The sequence below is a fragment of the Nonomuraea angiospora genome, assembly GCF_014873145.1.
GTDB lineage: Bacteria > Actinomycetota > Actinomycetes > Streptosporangiales > Streptosporangiaceae > Nonomuraea > Nonomuraea angiospora.
The window spans coordinates 10080813-10097327 of the sequence record NZ_JADBEK010000001.1 but is presented as its reverse complement, the minus strand read 5'-3'; the positions used below and the strand labels follow the sequence as shown (position 1 = coordinate 10097327).

At 72.0% G+C, this 16515-nt stretch carries 17 protein-coding genes; 11 read left to right on the top strand and 6 right to left on the bottom strand.

Going from position 1 to position 16515, the window contains the following annotated elements:
- Window positions 1-35: 35 nt before the first annotated feature.
- The gene (locus H4W80_RS46595) at window positions 36-785 is read right to left on the bottom strand and encodes a sugar isomerase domain-containing protein (protein WP_192790916.1); all 750 of its coding nucleotides are present in this window, start codon (window positions 783-785) and stop codon (window positions 36-38) included.
- The gene (locus H4W80_RS46590; RefSeq protein WP_318787375.1) at window positions 782-1651 is read right to left on the bottom strand and encodes a MurR/RpiR family transcriptional regulator; all 870 of its coding nucleotides are present in this window, start codon (window positions 1649-1651) and stop codon (window positions 782-784) included. The genes H4W80_RS46595 and H4W80_RS46590 overlap by 4 nt, the downstream gene beginning before the upstream one ends.
- Before the next feature lie 60 nt (window positions 1652-1711).
- Here H4W80_RS46590 and H4W80_RS46585 point away from each other — a divergent pair, with 60 nt between their 5' ends.
- The gene (locus tag H4W80_RS46585; protein WP_192790915.1) at window positions 1712-2818 is read left to right on the top strand and encodes an N-acetylglucosamine kinase; all 1107 of its coding nucleotides are present in this window, start codon (window positions 1712-1714) and stop codon (window positions 2816-2818) included.
- Here the strand turns inward: H4W80_RS46585 and H4W80_RS46580 are convergent.
- Window positions 2788-3858: a thiolase C-terminal domain-containing protein gene (locus H4W80_RS46580; RefSeq protein ID WP_192790914.1), complete on the bottom strand. Its 1071-nt coding sequence runs from the start codon at window positions 3856-3858 to the stop codon at window positions 2788-2790. The two genes, H4W80_RS46585 and H4W80_RS46580, sit on opposite strands and share 31 nt — an antisense overlap.
- 204 nt (window positions 3859-4062) lie before the next feature.
- Between H4W80_RS46580 and H4W80_RS46575 the strand changes: the two genes are divergently transcribed.
- A complete protein-coding gene (locus H4W80_RS46575; protein WP_192790913.1) occupies window positions 4063-4911 on the top strand; it encodes a LysR family transcriptional regulator in 849 nt (282 codons plus the stop codon).
- A gap of 15 nt (window positions 4912-4926) precedes the next feature.
- A complete protein-coding gene (locus H4W80_RS46570; RefSeq protein ID WP_192790912.1) occupies window positions 4927-5547 on the top strand; it encodes a MerR family transcriptional regulator in 621 nt (206 codons plus the stop codon).
- On the opposite strand, the gene H4W80_RS46565 is transcribed toward H4W80_RS46570, so the two are convergent.
- Window positions 5544-6431 carry a prenyltransferase/squalene oxidase repeat-containing protein gene (locus H4W80_RS46565; protein WP_192790911.1) on the bottom strand — a complete coding sequence of 296 codons (888 nt, stop codon included), beginning with the start codon at window positions 6429-6431 and terminating at the stop codon, window positions 5544-5546. The two genes, H4W80_RS46570 and H4W80_RS46565, sit on opposite strands and share 4 nt — an antisense overlap.
- A gap of 77 nt (window positions 6432-6508) precedes the next feature.
- On the opposite strand from H4W80_RS46565, the gene H4W80_RS46560 reads away from it, so the two are divergent.
- Window positions 6509-6922, top strand: a complete 414-nt coding sequence (locus tag H4W80_RS46560) for a TIGR03668 family PPOX class F420-dependent oxidoreductase (RefSeq protein WP_192790910.1) — start codon at window positions 6509-6511, stop codon at window positions 6920-6922.
- On the opposite strand, the gene H4W80_RS46555 is transcribed toward H4W80_RS46560, so the two are convergent.
- Window positions 6912-7586: a ThuA domain-containing protein gene (locus H4W80_RS46555; RefSeq protein WP_192790909.1), complete on the bottom strand. Its 675-nt coding sequence runs from the start codon at window positions 7584-7586 to the stop codon at window positions 6912-6914. The genes H4W80_RS46560 and H4W80_RS46555 overlap by 11 nt on opposite strands.
- 85 nt (window positions 7587-7671) lie before the next feature.
- On the opposite strand from H4W80_RS46555, the gene H4W80_RS46550 reads away from it, so the two are divergent.
- Window positions 7672-8559, top strand: coding sequence for an RNA polymerase sigma-70 factor (locus H4W80_RS46550; protein WP_225964041.1), 888 nt, complete (start codon window positions 7672-7674; stop codon window positions 8557-8559).
- 8 nt (window positions 8560-8567) lie between these two features.
- Window positions 8568-9329, top strand: coding sequence for an SDR family oxidoreductase (locus tag H4W80_RS46545; protein WP_192790908.1), 762 nt, complete (start codon window positions 8568-8570; stop codon window positions 9327-9329).
- A 6-nt stretch (window positions 9330-9335) separates the two neighbouring features.
- Here H4W80_RS46545 and H4W80_RS46540 read toward each other — a convergent pair whose 3' ends face one another.
- The gene (locus H4W80_RS46540; protein ID WP_192790907.1) at window positions 9336-9908 is read right to left on the bottom strand and encodes a TetR/AcrR family transcriptional regulator; all 573 of its coding nucleotides are present in this window, start codon (window positions 9906-9908) and stop codon (window positions 9336-9338) included.
- A 78-nt stretch (window positions 9909-9986) separates the two neighbouring features.
- On the opposite strand from H4W80_RS46540, the gene H4W80_RS46535 reads away from it, so the two are divergent.
- From H4W80_RS46535 to H4W80_RS46515, 5 genes are all read left to right on the top strand, one after another.
- A complete protein-coding gene (locus tag H4W80_RS46535) occupies window positions 9987-11636 on the top strand; it encodes an NAD(P)/FAD-dependent oxidoreductase (RefSeq protein WP_192790906.1) in 1650 nt (549 codons plus the stop codon).
- Window positions 11633-13063: an ATP-binding protein gene (locus tag H4W80_RS46530; RefSeq protein ID WP_192790905.1), complete on the top strand. Its 1431-nt coding sequence runs from the start codon at window positions 11633-11635 to the stop codon at window positions 13061-13063. The genes H4W80_RS46535 and H4W80_RS46530 overlap by 4 nt, the downstream gene beginning before the upstream one ends.
- 70 nt (window positions 13064-13133) lie before the next feature.
- Window positions 13134-14021: an AbgT family transporter gene (locus H4W80_RS46525; protein WP_225964040.1), complete on the top strand. Its 888-nt coding sequence runs from the start codon at window positions 13134-13136 to the stop codon at window positions 14019-14021.
- A 14-nt stretch (window positions 14022-14035) separates the two neighbouring features.
- Complete coding sequence (locus H4W80_RS46520; protein ID WP_225964039.1) at window positions 14036-14962, top strand: AbgT family transporter; 927 nt, start codon at window positions 14036-14038, stop codon at window positions 14960-14962.
- A gap of 10 nt (window positions 14963-14972) precedes the next feature.
- Entirely contained in the window at window positions 14973-16106 is a 1134-nt protein-coding gene (locus H4W80_RS46515) for a M20 family metallopeptidase (RefSeq protein ID WP_318787374.1), read from the top strand.
- Window positions 16107-16515 lie beyond the last annotated feature (409 nt).

The window sequence follows — 16515 nt, the reverse complement described above, 5'->3', positions numbered from 1 at the left end:
ATGCCGAACAGAGCTCGTGGCGGCTTGCGGAGGACTCAGGCGCCGCGCCGGATGCGACCGGCGTACAGCGCCTCCAGCTTGAGGTTGTGGGCGTCGCCCTCGGGGACGTTGGCCGACAGGTAGACCGGTGGCACCTCGCCCGCTTCGAGCAGGTCGCGTACGGTCTGGGCCACGACGAGCTGGGCCAGCAGCGCCGAGGTGATGGTGGAGACGGCTCCGACGGAGGCGCCTCCGTCGGGCAGGGCGAGCACCGCGTCGCCGTAGGGCGCCCGGTTGTCCAGGACGACGTCGGCCAGGTCGATGAGCTTGCGCCCGGAGGGGTGGCGGGAGGCGACGGCCTCGCCATGGGCGCGCGAGGTGATCGCGATCAGGTCGTGACCGCGCTGCTTGACGAGCGTGGCCAGCTCGACGACCACGCCGTTGACGCCGGAGTTGGAGATGATGACGAACAGGTCGCCGGGGTGGACGGGCGCCAGGTCGAGGATGGCGCGGGCCACGGAAGGGTCGCGTTCGAGGTCGTAGCGGTCCAGCTCGGAGCGGGGGGCGTCGCCGTACAGGACGAGGTCCCTGAGCGCGAGCTTGCTGGTGGGCACGAGGCCGCCGGCGCGGCCGGCGATCTCCATCGCGACGGCCTCCGAGTGGCCGGAGCCGAACGCCTGGATGACGCCGCCCCCGCGCACCGCCTTGGTGAAGAGGCCGGCGGCCCGGGCGATCTCCGGGTCCTCCGGGATCGCCCGGACGAGGTCGGCGATGTGCTGAGCGAACTTTGCTGGATCTACTGTCATAAATCCCCTTCCGGGAGTCGATGTCCGGCCACCGCCCGGACAGTCACGTCGAAGGCCTGCCTGGTGCGCTCGTAGGTGCGTTGCGCCACCGACACGTACACGACGTCGAGCACCAGGAGCTGCGAGTGGATCGCGGCGAACCCCTCCGACCTGAAGCTCGTCGCACGGCTGGCCGTGGTGAGCACCAGCTCGGCCACCTCGGCCAGCGGGGAGCGCGGCTGCGAGGTGACGGCCACGGTGATGGCGCCGTGGCTGCTCGCCTCCGCGAGCACCTCGATGACCTCGCGCGTGCGGCCGCTGTGCGAGATCCCGATCGCCACGTCGCCCTGTCCGAGCAGCGCGGCGTCCGTCAGCGCGCTGTGCGCGTCGGACCTGCTCCAGGTCGGTACGCGCATGCGCTGCAGCCGGTACTCCATCTCGCTGGCCACCGCCGCGCTGCTCGACACGCCGAACAGCAGCACCCGCCCGGCCCTGGCCACCGCCTGGGCGGCCTTGTCCACCACGGCCAGGTCGAGCTGGTCGGCGGTCTCCTGGATCAGGCGGATGTCGTTGCCGGACACGACGCCGAGCACCTTGTCGAGGCTGTCGTCGGGAAGGATCTCCTGGCCGATGTCGGTGTGCCAGGTCTGCTGGGCCTTGCGGCCGGTCTCGGTGGCGACGGCCACGCGCAGCTCCGCGTAGCCGGTGAAGCCGAGGGCGCGGCAGAAGCGCGTGATGGTCGCCGTGGACGTCCCGCTCCGCTCGGCCAGGTCGACGATGGTCAGCCGGGCGGCCTCGGCGGGCCCGGCCAGGATCACCTCGGCCACCTTGCGCAGCGCCTCGGGCATGTCGGGCTGCTCGGCCTGGATGCGGTTGAGTAGTTCCACGCGATGAAAATTATGACCAGGATCTGGCACCGTCAAGGCATTTGGGCAATAATTTTTGACATGCTGATACTCGGAGTCGATGCCGGCGGCACCTCGTCGCGGGCCGCGCTGTTCACGGTGGACGGAGCGCCGGCCGGGCGGGGCCACGCGCCCGGCGCCAACCCGGTTACGCTGGGCATGGACCAGGCCTGCGCGCACCTGACCGCCGCCGTCCAGGAGGCGGCGGCGGTCTCGTTACCGCACGTCAGCGCGGTGGTGCTCGGGCTGGCGGGGCATCCGGGGGCGTGCCGGGCGCTGGCCGCGCGCGTCCTGAGCCCGCTCCTCCCCCACGGCCCGCCGGTACGGGTCGTCGGTGACACCGTGACCGCGTTCGCGGCCGGCACCGCCGCACCGTCGGGCACCGTGCTGATCTCGGGGACGGGGGCGATCGCGGCAAAAATTACCGACCACGAGCAGACGGCGACCTCCGACGGGTACGGGTGGCTGCTCGGGGACGAGGGGTCGGGCTTCTGGCTCGGCCACGCCGCCGCCCGCGCCACCGTCCACGCCCTCGCCGCCCTCGCCGCTCTCGCCGCCGGAAGCCCCGAAAGCACCGGAAGCGCCGGAAGCGCCGGAAGCGGCGGAAGCGGCGGAAGCGGCGAAAGGTGCGAAAGGTGCGAAAGCACAAGAAGTGGCGGAGACGGACGGCTGGTGGCGCTCGTCGTCCGGCACCTGCTGCCCGAAGGCGCGGGCGAGGATCCGGTCGCGCGGCTGGCGGCGGCGGTGCACGCCCGGCCGCCGCTCGCGCTCGCCGAGCTGGCGCCCCTCGTCAGCCGGGCCGCCGAGGCGGGCGACCCGGTCGCGCAGGCCCTCGTCACCGAGGCCGCGGCACGGCTGGCGAGCACCGCGGCACGGGTACACGAGCCCGGCCTCCCGATCGTGCTCGCGGGCGGCGTGCTCACGTCGGAGGGCCCCGTCAGGCGAGCGGTCGAAGACCTCCTGGCGGACGCGGTCACGGCCGGGGACGCGGCCGGCGGCGCGGCCTGGCTGGCGGCCCGCGAACTGCTCCCCGAGGCCGACGCGCAAGGACTCCACGCGGCGTTCACGAAGCGGCCCGATCGGGCTTCTCACCGTACGAGCAGGGCCGCGCCCCCGTCTCACCGCACGAGCAGGGCCGCGCTCCCGTAGCTGCCGCCGAACCCCGTCACGAGAGCCACCTCACGCCCCCCGCGCAGCTCCCTGACGGCCTGGGCCACGTTGTTCAGGCCGTGCACGTAGCCCTCCGAGAGCAGCCCGCCGTGCGGGTTGACCCAGGCGTGGCGGCGCTCCAGCAGGTACGCCCCCAGGTCCCCGCGCTCGACCAGCCCGAAGTCCTCCAATTGCCGGGGCACGAGCCAGGAGTAGGCGTCGTACGGCAGTGCCACGTCCACGTCTGGCGGCCGCAGGCCGGACGCCTCCCAGAGCATGGGCGCCACGTACGCCGAGAAGATCGCGGTGACGTCGGGGGCGCGGTCCATCGACGAGCAGCCGGGGCCGCCCCCGCGCACGACCGCCCGCACGCGTGGCCCGTCGAGCACGCCGCTGACCACGAGGGCGCAGGCCCCGTCGGTCTCCTGGCAGCAGTCGGCCGTGCGGAGGGGGGTGCTCACGTACGGCCGGGCGAGGTAGTCGGCGAGTTCCAGGGGTTCGCGGCGCAGGGCCCGGGGGTTGGCCTTGGCGTTCTGCCTGGACTGGGCGACGACCGCGTGCAGGTGCTCCTCCGTGAGGCCCGTGTCGTGCAGGTAGCGGGTCGCGGCCAGGGCGAACATCGGGATCGGGCCCGCCAGCCCGTACGTGAAACGCTCCTGGGGGCCGGTGGAGACGGTGTTCATGCGCTTGCCTGAGCGGCCGTTGAGCGCCCGATAGACCACGATATTTCGCGCTAAACCAGCATGTATGAGCATCGCCGCGTCGCCCAGGATCGACGCCGCCTGCGTGCCTCCCCCGGCGATGTCGTTGTGCCACCCGAGCCGCTCGATCCCCAGGGCCCGCGCGACCTGGACGACGGGCGCGGAGTCGTTCAGGTGGTAGCTGAGCACCGCGTCCACCTCGCGCGGCCCGATCCCCGCGTCCGCGCACGCCGCCCGGCACGCCTCGACCGCCAGCTCCAGCTCGCTCCGCCCGGACTCCCTGGTCAGCGCCGTCATCCCGACCCCGGCCACCGCCGCCACCCCCGCAAACGGCTGCATCCGCCGCCTCCCACGTCCGTGGCCCGCTCCGTAGAGGCACGCTAGCCCGCGCCGGGCAGTCGAGACAAGCGCTTGCTCGGCAACCGTTCCCAATCCGGAAATGTCGCCACCAGTGGATAACTGAATATCTTCACGGGAGGCAGGTCCTCTTGTAATACGGAGGAGTGATCAACCGATAAGCCCATCATCACGCTGAGGTGAGGGATGGATCTACGCTACGTCCGGTACGCGATGGCGATCGCCCGCGCGGGCAGTCTCCGCCGCGCCGCCACCGCGCTGCACATCGCACAGCCCACGCTGTCGGAGCAGCTCAGAGCCCTGGAGAAGGAGATCGGCGTCGAGCTGTTCAGCCGGTCGTCCAGCGGCGTGCAGCTGACCGCGGCGGGCGAGGCCTTCCTGGCCCAGGCCACCGTGGCGGTCGACGCCTTCGACCGCGCCGTGGCCGCCGCCAGGAACACGGCCACGACCGCGCGCCTGGGCGTGGCCGACGGGCTGGCGGACGTGGTGGCCCGGTTGCTCTCCCAGCTCCAGACCTCCAACCTGCGCGTGGCCCCCATGGGGACGGCCGAGCAGATCGTCTCCATCGCGGACGGCACCCTGCAGGCCGGGCTCGGCTACGCGCCGGGCTCGCTGCCCAGGGGCGTGGCCCGCATGCTGGTCCACCGTTTCCCGGTGCGTGCCCTGCTCCACCGCGATCACCCCCTGGCGTCGTACGAGGCGCTGTCGCTGGCGGACCTGGCGGGCGAGCCGCTGGTGATGCCGGAGTCCGACGCGGTCGCCGGGGCCCGCCGCTTCCTGGAGGCTTTCGTACGGCACCGCCTCCACCCCCGCCTGGGCCCGGCCGCGGCCACGCACGACCTGGTCCTCAACCTGGTGGAGGAGGGCGCGGGCTACGCGCTGTGCGTCCACGAGGGCACCACCATCCCCGACACACTCACCTTTGTCCCTATAAAAGAGGATGTGCCACCGTTGGAGGTGGTCTTCCTCTGGAACCGCCAGACGGACGTCCACGAGCTCCTCAGTGCGGCCCGGCACCTCGCCCGCTCTGGATAGCGCTATTATCTATCGATGCGCATCTCCGAACTCAGTGCCAAGTCCGGTGTGGCCATCCCGACGATCAAGTACTACCTCCGCGAGAGCCTGCTGCACCCGGGCGAGCAGACAGCCGCGACCAGAGCCGAGTACGACGAGTCCCACCTGCGCAGACTCCGCCTGATCCGAGCCCTGCTCGAAGTGGGCCGGCTCCCCGTCGCCTCGATCAAGAAGATCATCGAGGCGGTCGAGGACGAGTCGCTGCCCGTGCACCTGCTGCTCGGCACCGCCCACTACGCCTTGAGCGCCGCGGTCGAGCCCGAGCCCGGCGAGGAGTGGCAGAGCGCCCGCGACGAGGTCGACCGCCTCATCGCCGACCAGGGCTGGGACGTCACTCCGGGCGCCCCCTCCCGTGACGAGCTGGCCCAGACGATCGTCCGGATGCGCCAGCTCGGCCTGCCCGTCGACCTGAAGCCGTACGTCGAGATCGCGCAGAAACTCGTCTCCGAGGTCGAGATGAACACCATCCCCTTCGACGGCCCGCGCGAGGCCGCCGTGGAGGCCCTGGTGCTCGGCACCGTCCTGTACGGCAAGGCGTTCGAGGCGCTGCGCCGCATGGCCCAGGAGTCGGAGTCGGCCCGCCGCCTGTCCCCCTAGAGGAGGCCGTTCTCGCGCAGCAGCGCGAGGTTGTTCACGGTGACGGCCCCGCGCCAGTCGAGCGCCCCGGCCGGGGAGATGCGCGCGTAGTCCACGTCCCATCCGCCGTCGTCCTTCTGCTGTCCCGCCAGCCTCACGAGGTCGGCCGCGATCACGTCGGGCTCGAAGAGGTCGCGGGCCGGCCGCCCCGGGTGGGGCGCGAAGTCCAGCGGCCGCAGCGTCTCGTGCTCGGTGCCGCCCTCGACCGGCACCCGCCCGTCCGCGGGGATGTGCGCGGCGAGCCGCTTGAGCAGGTCGGCCGCCCTGGGCTGGGTGCCGTGCACGGCGTCGAGGAAACGCACCGCGAACGCCAGCACGTACGCGTGCGGCATCGTGTCGAGCTCCTGGATCGCGTCGAGGCAGTATCGCGTGGCCCGCTCCAGCCACGGATGCGCGGCGACGGCCGGGTCGTGGGCCGCGACGCGGTGGGCGGCGGCCGCGGAGATCGAGGTGATCTGCAGGGACGAGGTGCCCGCGTCGCCACCCGCCCACCAGGGCGCGGTGGCCTCGCCCACGGAGAGCGGCAGCGAGAACGGCACCCCGCCGTCCGGCAGCGTGACCGACTCCAGCCAGTCGCACAGCGCCGCCGCCCGCGGCGAGGTCACGGGGGCGACGTCCGCGAACACCTCGAAGGCGTGCAGCGCCGCCCCCGGCTGGCTCTCGGGCGAGCGCAGGTCCGGCTCCAGGCCCCAGCCGTACCCGCCGTCGGGGTTGCGGTAGGCCTCCAGCGCGCCCAGCACGGAGGCGGCGTCGCCGTCGCCCATGAGCAGGTCGTAGCGGCGGCGGTCCAGAACACGCGCGTGCCCGGCGAGGAAGCCGGGGACCGCGGAAAGGTTCACGTTCATGAGGTCATCGTGCCCATGTCGGCGACATGCGGTCTTGTAAGTTCCGGACCGGTCCGCCGGCGGTGAGAATGGGGCGCATGGACGGCGAGCGGGCCCGCGCGAGGTTCCGGGGCGAGCGGGTGGCGCGGCTGGCCACGGCGAGCGGCGACGGGACGCCCCACCTGGTGCCCGTCACCTTCGCCGTCATCGGGGACCGGGTGGTGACCGCGATCGATCACAAGCCGAAGACCACCACCGACCTGAGACGGGTGCGCGACATCCGGGAGAACCCGCGGGTCAGCCTGCTGGCCGACCACTACGAGGACGACTGGGCCCGGCTGTGGTGGGCCCGCGCCGACGGCCTGGCCGCCGTCGTGGAGGAGGGGCCGGAGCGCGAGCCGGCGCTCGACGCGCTGGCGGCCAAGTACGGCCAGTATCGCGAGCACCGGCCCGCCGGCCCCGTGATCGTCGTGGACGTGACCCGCTGGAGCGGCTGGTCGTTCACTCCCTGATGGTGACGGGCCGCTTCAGCAGCCACAGCGCGGCCCGCTGGAGCATCGTGCGGTGCACCTCGTTGTCGTACGACCTGGTGTCGTGGCCCAGCGCGTCGTAGAACACCCGGCCGCGCCGCACCGGCCGCGCCCAGACCAGCGGCTGGCCGTTCGAGGACGCCAGCGGCTCGACGTCCGGCAGGATGTCGAGGTCGCTGTAGACCTCGTCCACCACGTCGAAGTCCCGCAGGCCCTCGACCACCGGGTGATCGCCGTGCACCCGCACGCCCGTCCATCCCAGCGGCGGGTGGTGGGACTTGGGCCAGGTCCAGCAGCCGCCCAGGACGCGCGGCCAGCCCTGCCAGTCGTCGAAGCAGATCGACGCCGAGTGCATGCACAGCAGCCCGCCGCCCCGGTCGAGGTGGTCGAGGAGCGTGGTGCGGGCCTGCGCCGGTAAGGCGAAGCGCCACTCGTCGCGCAGGTCGGCGAAGCGGTCCTGGCCCATCTGCCAGCGCAGCGCGTTGACGGTGATGAGCTGGACCTCCGACGGCTCGCTCAGCGCGCCCGCGATGTCCTCGGTGATCTCCGACTCGACCCCCACCTCGGCGAGCACTTCCGCGAGCGCGGCCGACGTGGCGGCGAAGTCGTGGAACAGGCCTCCTGACAGGATCAGATTTCTCGCCACCCACCAAGCTCATCATGCTTACCGCGGCTTTTCCACCCATGGACTGCCGCCTCCCCCGCTTCGGCCCCCGCACGGGTGACCGGGCATGATGCCAACCGTGGACTTCGAGGAGCACCGCCCCATGCTGCTCGGGCTGGCCTACCGCCTGCTCGGCAGCATGTGGGACGCCGAGGACGTCGTGCAGGAGGCCTGGCTGCGCTGGCAGGGCACCGACCGGGGCGAGATCAAGGAGCCGCGCGCCTTCCTGGTGACCGTGGTCTCGCGGCTGGCGCTCGACCAGCTGCGCTCGGCGCGGGTCAGGCGCGAGGCGTACACGGGGCCGTGGCTGCCCGAGCCGGTGATGACGGCGCAGGCGGGGCCGCTGGACACGGCCGAGCTGCGGGACACCGTCTCCTACGCGACCCTGCATCTGATGGAGCGGCTGTCGCCGCCGGAGCGGGCGGTGTTCGTGCTGCGGGAGGCGTTCGAGCTCCCGTACGACGAGATCGTGGAGATCGTCGGCACCTCCGCGGCCAACGCCCGGCAGCTGCACCGCCGGGCCTCCGTCCGGCTCGCCGAGGGGCGCGACCGGTTCCACCCGTCGGCCGAGGACCACACCAGGCTGCTGGCGAAGTTCATGGACGCGGCGGCGGGCGGCGATCTCGCGGCGCTCGCCGAGCTGCTGCACGAGGACGTCGTGTCCTACAACGACGGCGGCGGCAAGGTCAGGGCCGCGCTGCGGCCGATCCTCGGGCGCCGCAAGGTGGTGGCCTTCCTCAACGGCCTGCTCAGCCGCTACGACTTCGGCGACTCCCGGCTGATCGAGGTCAACGGCCAGCCGGCCCTCTGGACGCGGGTCGCCGGCCACCGCCAGGTCGTGCTGATCGACGCCCGCGACGGCGTCATCACGCGGATCTACGGCCTGCTCAACCCCGACAAGCTCACCCGCGTCACCCCCGGCGCAGAGGTCGCGGCCCTCCCGGACGATCTATAGTCGCCCCTATGGATCTCGGCATCTCGGGCAAGGTCGCCCTCGTCACCGGAGGCAGCGCGGGCATCGGGCTCGCCGCCGCCAAGAGCCTCGCGCGGGAGGGCTGCGACGTCTGCGTCGCCGCCCGCAACCCGGAGCGGCTGGCGGAGGCGGTCGTGCAGTTGCAGGAGTACGGCAAGGTCGTGCACGCCGTGCTGGCCGACGTGGAGGACCCGAACGCGGCGCGGCGGGTGGTCGAGGAGACGCGTGACGTGCTCGGCCCGATCGACATCCTGGTGGCCAGCTCCGGCGGGCCGCCGTCCGGCCGCTTCGACGAGACGAGCCTGGCCGACTGGGACGTCGCCGTCCAGCGCAACCTGCTCGGCACCGTACGCCTGATGTACGCGGTCCTGCCCGAGATGCGCTCGCGCGGCTGGGGCCGCATCGTCACGATCACCAGCAGGTCGGCCCGCGAGGCGCTGGACGGCCTGGCGCTGTCCAACGCCACCCGCTCGGCCGTGGCCGGCGTCGTGCGCACGCTGGCCCGCGAGGTCGCCCGCGACGGCGTGCTGGTCAACAACGTGATGCCGGGCCCGATCGACACCGACCGGCTGCGGACGCTGGCGGGCGACGAGGAGGGGCTGGCCCGGCGGGGCGAGGCGGTGCCGGTCGGGCGCGTCGGCAGCCCGGAGGAGGTCGGTGACGTGGTGGCGTTCCTGGCCAGCGAGCGGGCCTCGTTCGTGAACGGGATCTCGATGCTGGTGGACGGCGGCGAGAGCCGCGTCATCGCGTGACGGGCGTCACTTCCGCACCAGCGTGCGCGTGATCGCGGCGGCCCAGGGCTCGTCCGCCTCCGGGAGCTCGATGTAGTACGACAGGTTCGCCCGGTGGAAGCAGGCGCCCATCAGCATCGACGCGGCGGCGTCGGCGTCGATGCCCTCGTCGAGCCGGCCGCCGCGCTGCTCGGCCCGCAGGATCTCGGCCAGCGCCCGGATCGGCAGGTGCGGCCCCATGTCGTTGGCCGCCAGCATGCCCCTGAACCCCGCCATGAGCGACGGGTCGGCCAGCAGGCCGGAGGCGATGGCCGCGGCCTTGGTGTAGAACTCCAGCGCCGTCAGCGCGAACTCGGCGAGGTTGCCGGCCAGGTCGCCCTGCCCGGTGCTCTCCCGCAGCCGCGCCAGCGCGGGGCCGAGCGCGGGCAGCCGCTCCAGCAGGACCGCGAGGAACAGCGCCTCCTTGCCGGCGAAGTGCTTGTAGAGCAGCGCCTCGGAGCAGCCGGCCTGCTGGGCGATACGCTTGGTGGTGGCACCCGCGATGCCGAACTCCCGAATCGCCTGCTCGGCGGCGTCGATGATGCGATCGCGTGTACGCATCCGACCATGATATGAGCGAGTGCTTACTGACTCCCCCGCACATGACATGCTTCCAGTAGGGACGAGTGGGGAGAAGACATGGACAAGCCCGTCATCGTTACTGTTGATGACGATCCTGGCGTCTCTCGGGCGGTGGCCCGCGACCTGAGACGCCGCTACGGCCACGAATACCGGATTGTCCGCGCCGAGGCGGCCCGCGACGGCATCGAGGCCGTCCGGGAGATGCGGCTGCGGGGCGACGAGGTGGCGGCCATCCTGGCCGACTACCGCATGCCGCAGATGAACGGCGTGGAGTTCCTCGAGGCCGCCATGGACATGTATCCGTACGCGCGCAGGGTGTTGCTGACGGCCTATGCCGACACCGACGCCGCGATCCAGGCGATCAACGTGGTGGACCTGGACCATTACCTGCTCAAGCCGTGGGACCCGCCGGAGGAGAAGTTCTACCCGGTGATCGACGGCCAGCTCGACGCCTGGATGCGCACCGACCGGATCGAGCGGTCCGAGCTGCGGGTGGTGGGCGACCGGTGGTCGGCGCAGTCGTACAGGGTGCGTGACTTCCTGGCCCGCAACCACGTGCCCTACCGGTGGATGCTGGCGGAGGACCCTGAGGGCGCGCAGCTGGTGAAGGCGGCCGGCGAGGGCTGCCACCTGCCGCTCGTGGTGACCTCCGAGGGCACCACCCTGGAGTCGCCCGACCAGGCGACGCTGGCGGCGACGGTGGGCCTGTCGACCACTCCGGCCACCGACTTCTACGACCTGATCGTGGTGGGCGGCGGGCCCGCCGGGCTCGGCGCGGCCGTCTACGGCGCCTCGGAGGGGCTGAAGACCGTGCTGGTCGAGGCCTACTCCTCAGGGGGCCAGGCGGGGCAGAGCTCCCGGATCGAGAACTACCTGGGCTTTCCCGACGGCGTCTCCGGCCAGCAGCTGGCGGACCGGGCGCGCAGGCAGGCGCTGAAGTTCGGGGCGGAGCTGCTGACCGCGCGCAAGGTCGTCTCGCTGGAGCCGCGCGGGCAGGCACGGGTGATCGGGTTCAAGGACGGCGGGGAGATCGCCGCGCACGCGGTGATCCTGGCGACCGGCGTCACCTACCGCCGGCTGGACGCGCCGGGGCTCGACGAGTTCACCGGCCGGGGCGTCTTCTACGGCGCCGCCCTGACCGAGGCCCCGTCCTGCCAGGACACCGACGTGTACATCGTGGGCGCGGCCAACTCGGCCGGGCAGGCGGCCGTCTACCTGTCGGGATTCGCGAGCAAGGTCAACTTGTTGGTGAGGGGTGACGGTTTGGAGAAGTCCATGTCGCACTACCTCATCGAGCAGATCGCCGCGATCCCCAACATCGAGGTGCACCTCCAGACGGAGGTCGTCGGCGGCGAGGGCGACGGCCACCTGGAGCGGCTGACGCTCTCGACCAAGGGCGAGCCGCGCACGGTCGACGCGCAGTGGCTGTTCGTGTTCATCGGCGCCGAGCCGTACACGTCGTGGCTGGGCGAGACGGTCGAGCGTGACGAGAAGGGGTTCGTGCTGACCGGGCCCGACCTGGTGCAGGGCGGGAAGCGGCCGCGTAACTGGCCGCTTCGGCGCGAGCCGTACTTCCTGGAGACGAACGTGCCCGGGGTGCTGGCCGCGGGTGACGTACGCGCCGACTCGATCAAGAGAGTGGCCTCCGCCGTCGGCGAGGGCGCGATGGCCGTCGCGCTCGTGCATCGCTACTTGGAGAAGCAATGACCAACATCGACATCGATGAACTGCGCAAGCTCTTCCTCTTCGAGCGGCTGAACGACGAGCAGCTCACCAAGCTGGCCAACAGCGGCGAGGTGCGCACGTTCGGTCAGGACGAGGTGATCCTCCAGCAGGGCGACCCGGCCGAGTGCTTCGCGGTGCTGCTCGAGGGCGAGATCCAGATGATCAGCGAGACGGTCAGCGCCGGGACCGTGGCGATGCCCCGTGTGTCGCAGCCCGGCGTCTACGGCGGCGCCACCAGCGCCTACCTCGGCGACCGGGCGCCGCAGACCTACCAGCACACGCTGCGGACGACCGCTCCGACGCGGATGTTCATGCTGCCGGCCAAGAAGTTCGCCTACATCGTGGCCGAGTGGTTCCCGATGGCGATGCACCTGCTCGACGGCATGCTGTCGGGCGGGCGGATGCAGCGGGAGATCATCGACCGGCGGCAGCGGCTGACCGCGCTCGGCACGATCACGGCCGGGCTCACGCACGAGCTGAACAACCCGGCCGCGGCGGCGGTGCGCGCCGCCAGCGAGCTGCGCTCGCTGATCAAGACCTCGCGGCTCCAGCTCGCCCAGCTCGCCGAGGAGGGCATCCCGCCGGAGAAGCTGCGCACGCTGATCGAGTGGCAGGAGTCCTGCACGGCCAACCTGGGCAAGCTGCCCCAGCGCAGCCCGCTGGAGATGTCCGACGCCGAGGACGAGCTGGGCGAAGCGCTGGAAGAGCTGGGCGTCGAGGACGCCTGGGACCTGGCCCCCGCGCTGGTCACCGTCGGGTTCACGCCCGAGTCGCTGGAGAAGATCCGCGGCAAGGTGGGCGAGGACCGTGCTCCCGCCGCGGTGCAGTGGCTGGCCAAGGCCATCGAGATCTCCCAGATGCTCAACGAGGTGACCGAGGCCACCGAGCGCATCACGTCGCTGATCGGCTCGGCCAAGCAGTACTCGCAGATGGACCGGGCGCCGTTCCAGCAGGCCGACGTGCACGACCTGCTCGACAGCACGGTCGCGATCTTCCGCGGCAAGATCGCCCCGGGCGTCACCGTGGTCACCGACTACGACCGCACGCTGCCGCACATCCCCTGCTACGCGGGCGAGCTCAACCAGGTCTGGACGAACCTCATCCACAACGCGCTCGACGCGATGGGCGAGGAGGGCACGCTCACGATCCGCACGGCGCACGACGAGGACGAGGCCATCGTCGAGATCGGCGACACCGGGCCCGGCGTGCCCGAGGCGATCAAGGACCGGATCTTCGAGCCGTTCTTCACGACGAAGAGCGTGGGTCAGGGCACCGGTCTCGGCCTGGACATCTCCTACCGGATCGTGGCCGGCCGGCACGGCGGGGAGATCAAGGTGCGCTCGGTTCCGGGCGAGACCTGGTTCGAGGTACGGCTGCCGCTCCGGGAGCCGGTTGCCGCCGTCTCTTGACCTCACTCTTGTCAGGACACTTCCTTACCGCATGTAATGGTTGACCGAAATGCGGGAAGGAGGCGTGCCAATGAGCGCGTCCGAGACGGTGACAGGTTCGCGGTCCCTGAACGCGCTCCTTCGGGTGCTGGGCGGGATCGAGCGGCTGGGCAACCGGTTGCCCCATCCGTTCTGGCTGTTCGTCATCCTGGCCGCGTTACTGGCGCTGGTCAGCTGGGGCCTGGCGGCGGCCGGGGTGTCGGCGGTCAACCCGGCGACGGGCAAGACCGTCGTGGCCCAGAACCTGCTGTTCGCCGACGGCGTGCGGATGATGGTCGGCGACGCGGTCAAGAACTACACCTCCTTCCCGCCGCTCGGCACGATCCTGGTCGTCATGCTCGGCGTCGCGGTCGCCGAGCGCTCGGGACTGCTGGCCGCCGTGCTGCGCGCCGGGGTGTCGCGGGTGTCGCCGAAGTGGGTGACGTTCGCGCTGGCGTTCACCGGCATGGTGGCGCACGTGGCCTCCGACGCCGCGTACGTCGTGCTCATCCCGCTCGGCGCGCTGGCCTTCCGCGCGGTGGGGCGCAGCCCGATCCTGGGCATCGTGGTGGCGTTCGTGTCGATCTCGGCGGGTTACGACGCCAGCCCGCTGATCACGCCGACCGACGCCATCCTGTCGGGGCTCACGACGGCCGCGGCGCACACCGTCGATCCCGCCTACACGGTCACGCCGCTGGCCAACTACTTCTTCTCGCTGGCCTCGTCGCTGGTGCTGGCCGCGACGATCACCTTGGTGACCGAGCGCGTGCTGGCCCGCCGCGTCGAGTCGCTCCCCATCGACCCGGAGCCCTCCTCCCCCTCCTCCCCCGGCTCCATCGATTCCCCTGGCGCCCTCGCATCCCCTACCTCTGCCAACTCCCGCACCTCCGCCGGCTCCTCCGACTCCGCCAGCCCCGACCTGGGCGCGGTGGGCGGGTAGGCGCGGCCGGCGGGATGGGCGCGGCCGGCGGGATGGGCGCGGCCGGCGGGATGGGCGCGGCCGGCGGGATGGGCGCGGCCGGCGGGATGGGCGCGGCCGGCGGGGTGGGCCCGGCCGGCGGGGTGGGCCCGGCCGGCGGGGTGGGGGCGGCCGGCGGGGTGGGGGCGGTCGGCGGGCTGGCGCTCAGTGCCTCGGAGCGGAAGGGGCTGCGGGCCGCGTTGATCGCGCTGGTGGTGTACGTGGCCGCCGTGGTGGCGGCCGTGCTGCCCGCCGGGTCGCCGCTGCGCGGCAAGGACGGCGGCATCGTGCAGTCGCCGCTGCTCACCTCCATCGCGATCTTCCTCGCGCTGGCGTTCCTGGCCGTCGGATGGGCGTACGGGAAGGCCGCCGGGACGATCACCGGCAGCCGGGACATCCCCGGCTTCATGGCCCACGGGTTCCGCGAGATGGCGCCGATCCTGGTGCTGTTCTTCGCGATCTCGCAGTTCCTGGCGTACTTCAAGTGGACCGGCATCGGCGAGATCATCGCGATCAACGGGGCCGGCCTGCTGAAGTCGGCCGGGGTGAGCGGGCCCGTGGTGTTCCTGGGCATCCTGGTCGTGGTCACCCTGATCAACCTGGTGGTGACCAGCGGGTCCGCGCAGTGGGCGCTCGTCGGCCCCGTCTTCGTGCCGATGCTGATGCTGCTGAACATCCCGCCCGAATACACCCAGGCCCTCTACCGCATCGCCGACTCGTGCACCAACGCGATCACGCCCATGAGCCCGTACTTCGTGATGGCGCTCGGCTTCCTCCAGCGCTACCGGCGCTCGGCCGGGATCGGCACGCTGGCCTCGATGACCATCCCCCTCTCGTTCACCCTGCTCGTCGTCTGGACGCTGCTGTTCTTCGCTTTCTGGTGGGTCGGCATCCCGCTCGGCCCCGGAGCTCCGATTCCCTAGAAAGGACCTCGTGTTGATCACCGACTGGGCCCGGCAGGCCCTCCCGGCCATGCTCGACGACCTCAAGGCCGCGGTGGAGCTGGAAACCCACAGCTACGACAAGGCCATGCTGGTCAAGGGGCTGCGTGAGATCCGCGGCCGGGCCGTCGAACGCCTCGGGACCCCGGACGAGGAGGTCCTGCACGACGGCGGGTCCTACGGCGACATCCTGGAGCTGACCTACCGGGGCACCGCGCCCGGCACCGTGCTCATGCTCAGCCACTACGACACCGTCTGGCCGACGGGGACCCTGGCCGCGTGGCCGTTCACGGTGGTGGACGGCAAGGCGACCGGTCCTGGCGTGTACGACATGAAGACGGGCCTCGTCCAGTCGATCTGGGCCCTGCGCGGGCTGCGCGAGCTGGGGCTGCCGCATCCGAGCGTGCGCTACCTCTTCAACGGGGACGAGGAGATCGGCAGCCCCGCCTCCCGCGCGCACATCGAGGCGGCCAGCGAGGACACGCTGGCGACCCTCGTCTTCGAGGCCTCCCAGGACGGAGCGCTCAAGACCGCCAGGAAGGGCGTGGGGCTGTTCAACGTGAACGTGAGAGGGGTGGAGGCGCACGCGGGGCTCGACCCGTACGCGGGGGCGAGCGCCATCCACACCCTGGCCGAGATCGTCACCACCCTGGCCCGAGCCGGCTCCCGCGAGCGCGGGACCACCGTGAACGTCGGCCTGATCAGCGGCGGCACCGGCCGCAACGTGACGGCCGGGGACGCGAGCTGCGGAATCGACGTACGCGTCACGGACCCGGCGGAGATGGGACGCATCGACGACGTCTTCGCCGGCCTGAAGGCGTCGGACCCCCGGGTGACCATCTCGGCCACCGGCGAGTGGAACCGCCCGCCCATGACACCGAACGCGGCCTCCCAGCGGCTGTTCAAGGAGGCGCGGGAGGTGGCGGCCGGGTTCGGCTGGCTGCTGGACGAGGTGTCGGTGGGCGGCGCCAGCGACGGGAACTTCGTCTCCGCGCTGGGCCGGCCGGTGCTGGACGGGATGGGCGCGGTGGGGGACGGGGCGCACGCGCGGCACGAGCACGTGCTGGTGGAGCACATCGCGGAGCGCACGGCATTGACCATGGGCCTGATCACCGCGCTCGCCTGATCCCTCCAGGGGAGGCAACCGCCCGTCCGACGGCCTCAGGGTGGGCACGGGCGGTCGCAAGCGGCACGTCAACCCGTCGGAGCTCACCGTCGGAGCTCACCGTCAGAGGCCACCGCCAGAGGCCACCGCCAGAGGCCACCGCCAGAGGCCACCGCCAGAGGCCACCGCCAGAGGCCACCGCCAGAGGCCACCGCCAGAGGCCACCGCCAGAGGCCACCGCCAGAGGCCACCGCCAGAGGCCACCGCCAGAGGCCACCGCCAGAGGCCACCGCCAGAGGCCACCGCCAGAGGCCACCGCCAGAGGCCACCGCCAGAGGCCACCGCCAGAGGCCACCGCCAGAGGTCACCGTCGGAGGTCACCGTCGAGCGTCGGAATCGGGAGACCAGGGCCGGGAGACCGGGGCCAGGA

Bases quoted from the DNA above. Each gene is read 5' to 3' on its own strand.
- H4W80_RS46530 (WP_192790905.1), top strand. From the start codon at position 11,633: ATGACCAACATCGACATCGATGAACTGCGCAAGCTCTTCCTCTTCGAG.
- H4W80_RS46585 (WP_192790915.1), top strand. From the start codon at position 1,712: ATGCTGATACTCGGAGTCGATGCCGGCGGCACCTCGTCGCGGGCCGCG.
- H4W80_RS46525 (WP_225964040.1), top strand. From the start codon at position 13,134: ATGAGCGCGTCCGAGACGGTGACAGGTTCGCGGTCCCTGAACGCGCTC.
- H4W80_RS46550 (WP_225964041.1), top strand. From the start codon at position 7,672: ATGATGCCAACCGTGGACTTCGAGGAGCACCGCCCCATGCTGCTCGGG.
- H4W80_RS46560 (WP_192790910.1), top strand. From the start codon at position 6,509: ATGGACGGCGAGCGGGCCCGCGCGAGGTTCCGGGGCGAGCGGGTGGCG.
- H4W80_RS46520 (WP_225964039.1), top strand. From the start codon at position 14,036: ATGGGCGCGGCCGGCGGGATGGGCGCGGCCGGCGGGATGGGCGCGGCC.
- H4W80_RS46535 (WP_192790906.1), top strand. From the start codon at position 9,987: ATGGACAAGCCCGTCATCGTTACTGTTGATGACGATCCTGGCGTCTCT.
- H4W80_RS46545 (WP_192790908.1), top strand. From the start codon at position 8,568: ATGGATCTCGGCATCTCGGGCAAGGTCGCCCTCGTCACCGGAGGCAGC.
- H4W80_RS46595 (WP_192790916.1), bottom strand. From the start codon at position 785: ATGACAGTAGATCCAGCAAAGTTCGCTCAGCACATCGCCGACCTCGTC.
- H4W80_RS46580 (WP_192790914.1), bottom strand. From the start codon at position 3,858: ATGCAGCCGTTTGCGGGGGTGGCGGCGGTGGCCGGGGTCGGGATGACG.
- H4W80_RS46570 (WP_192790912.1), top strand. From the start codon at position 4,927: ATGCGCATCTCCGAACTCAGTGCCAAGTCCGGTGTGGCCATCCCGACG.
- H4W80_RS46565 (WP_192790911.1), bottom strand. From the start codon at position 6,431: ATGAACGTGAACCTTTCCGCGGTCCCCGGCTTCCTCGCCGGGCACGCG.
- H4W80_RS46575 (WP_192790913.1), top strand. From the start codon at position 4,063: ATGGATCTACGCTACGTCCGGTACGCGATGGCGATCGCCCGCGCGGGC.
- H4W80_RS46540 (WP_192790907.1), bottom strand. From the start codon at position 9,908: ATGCGTACACGCGATCGCATCATCGACGCCGCCGAGCAGGCGATTCGG.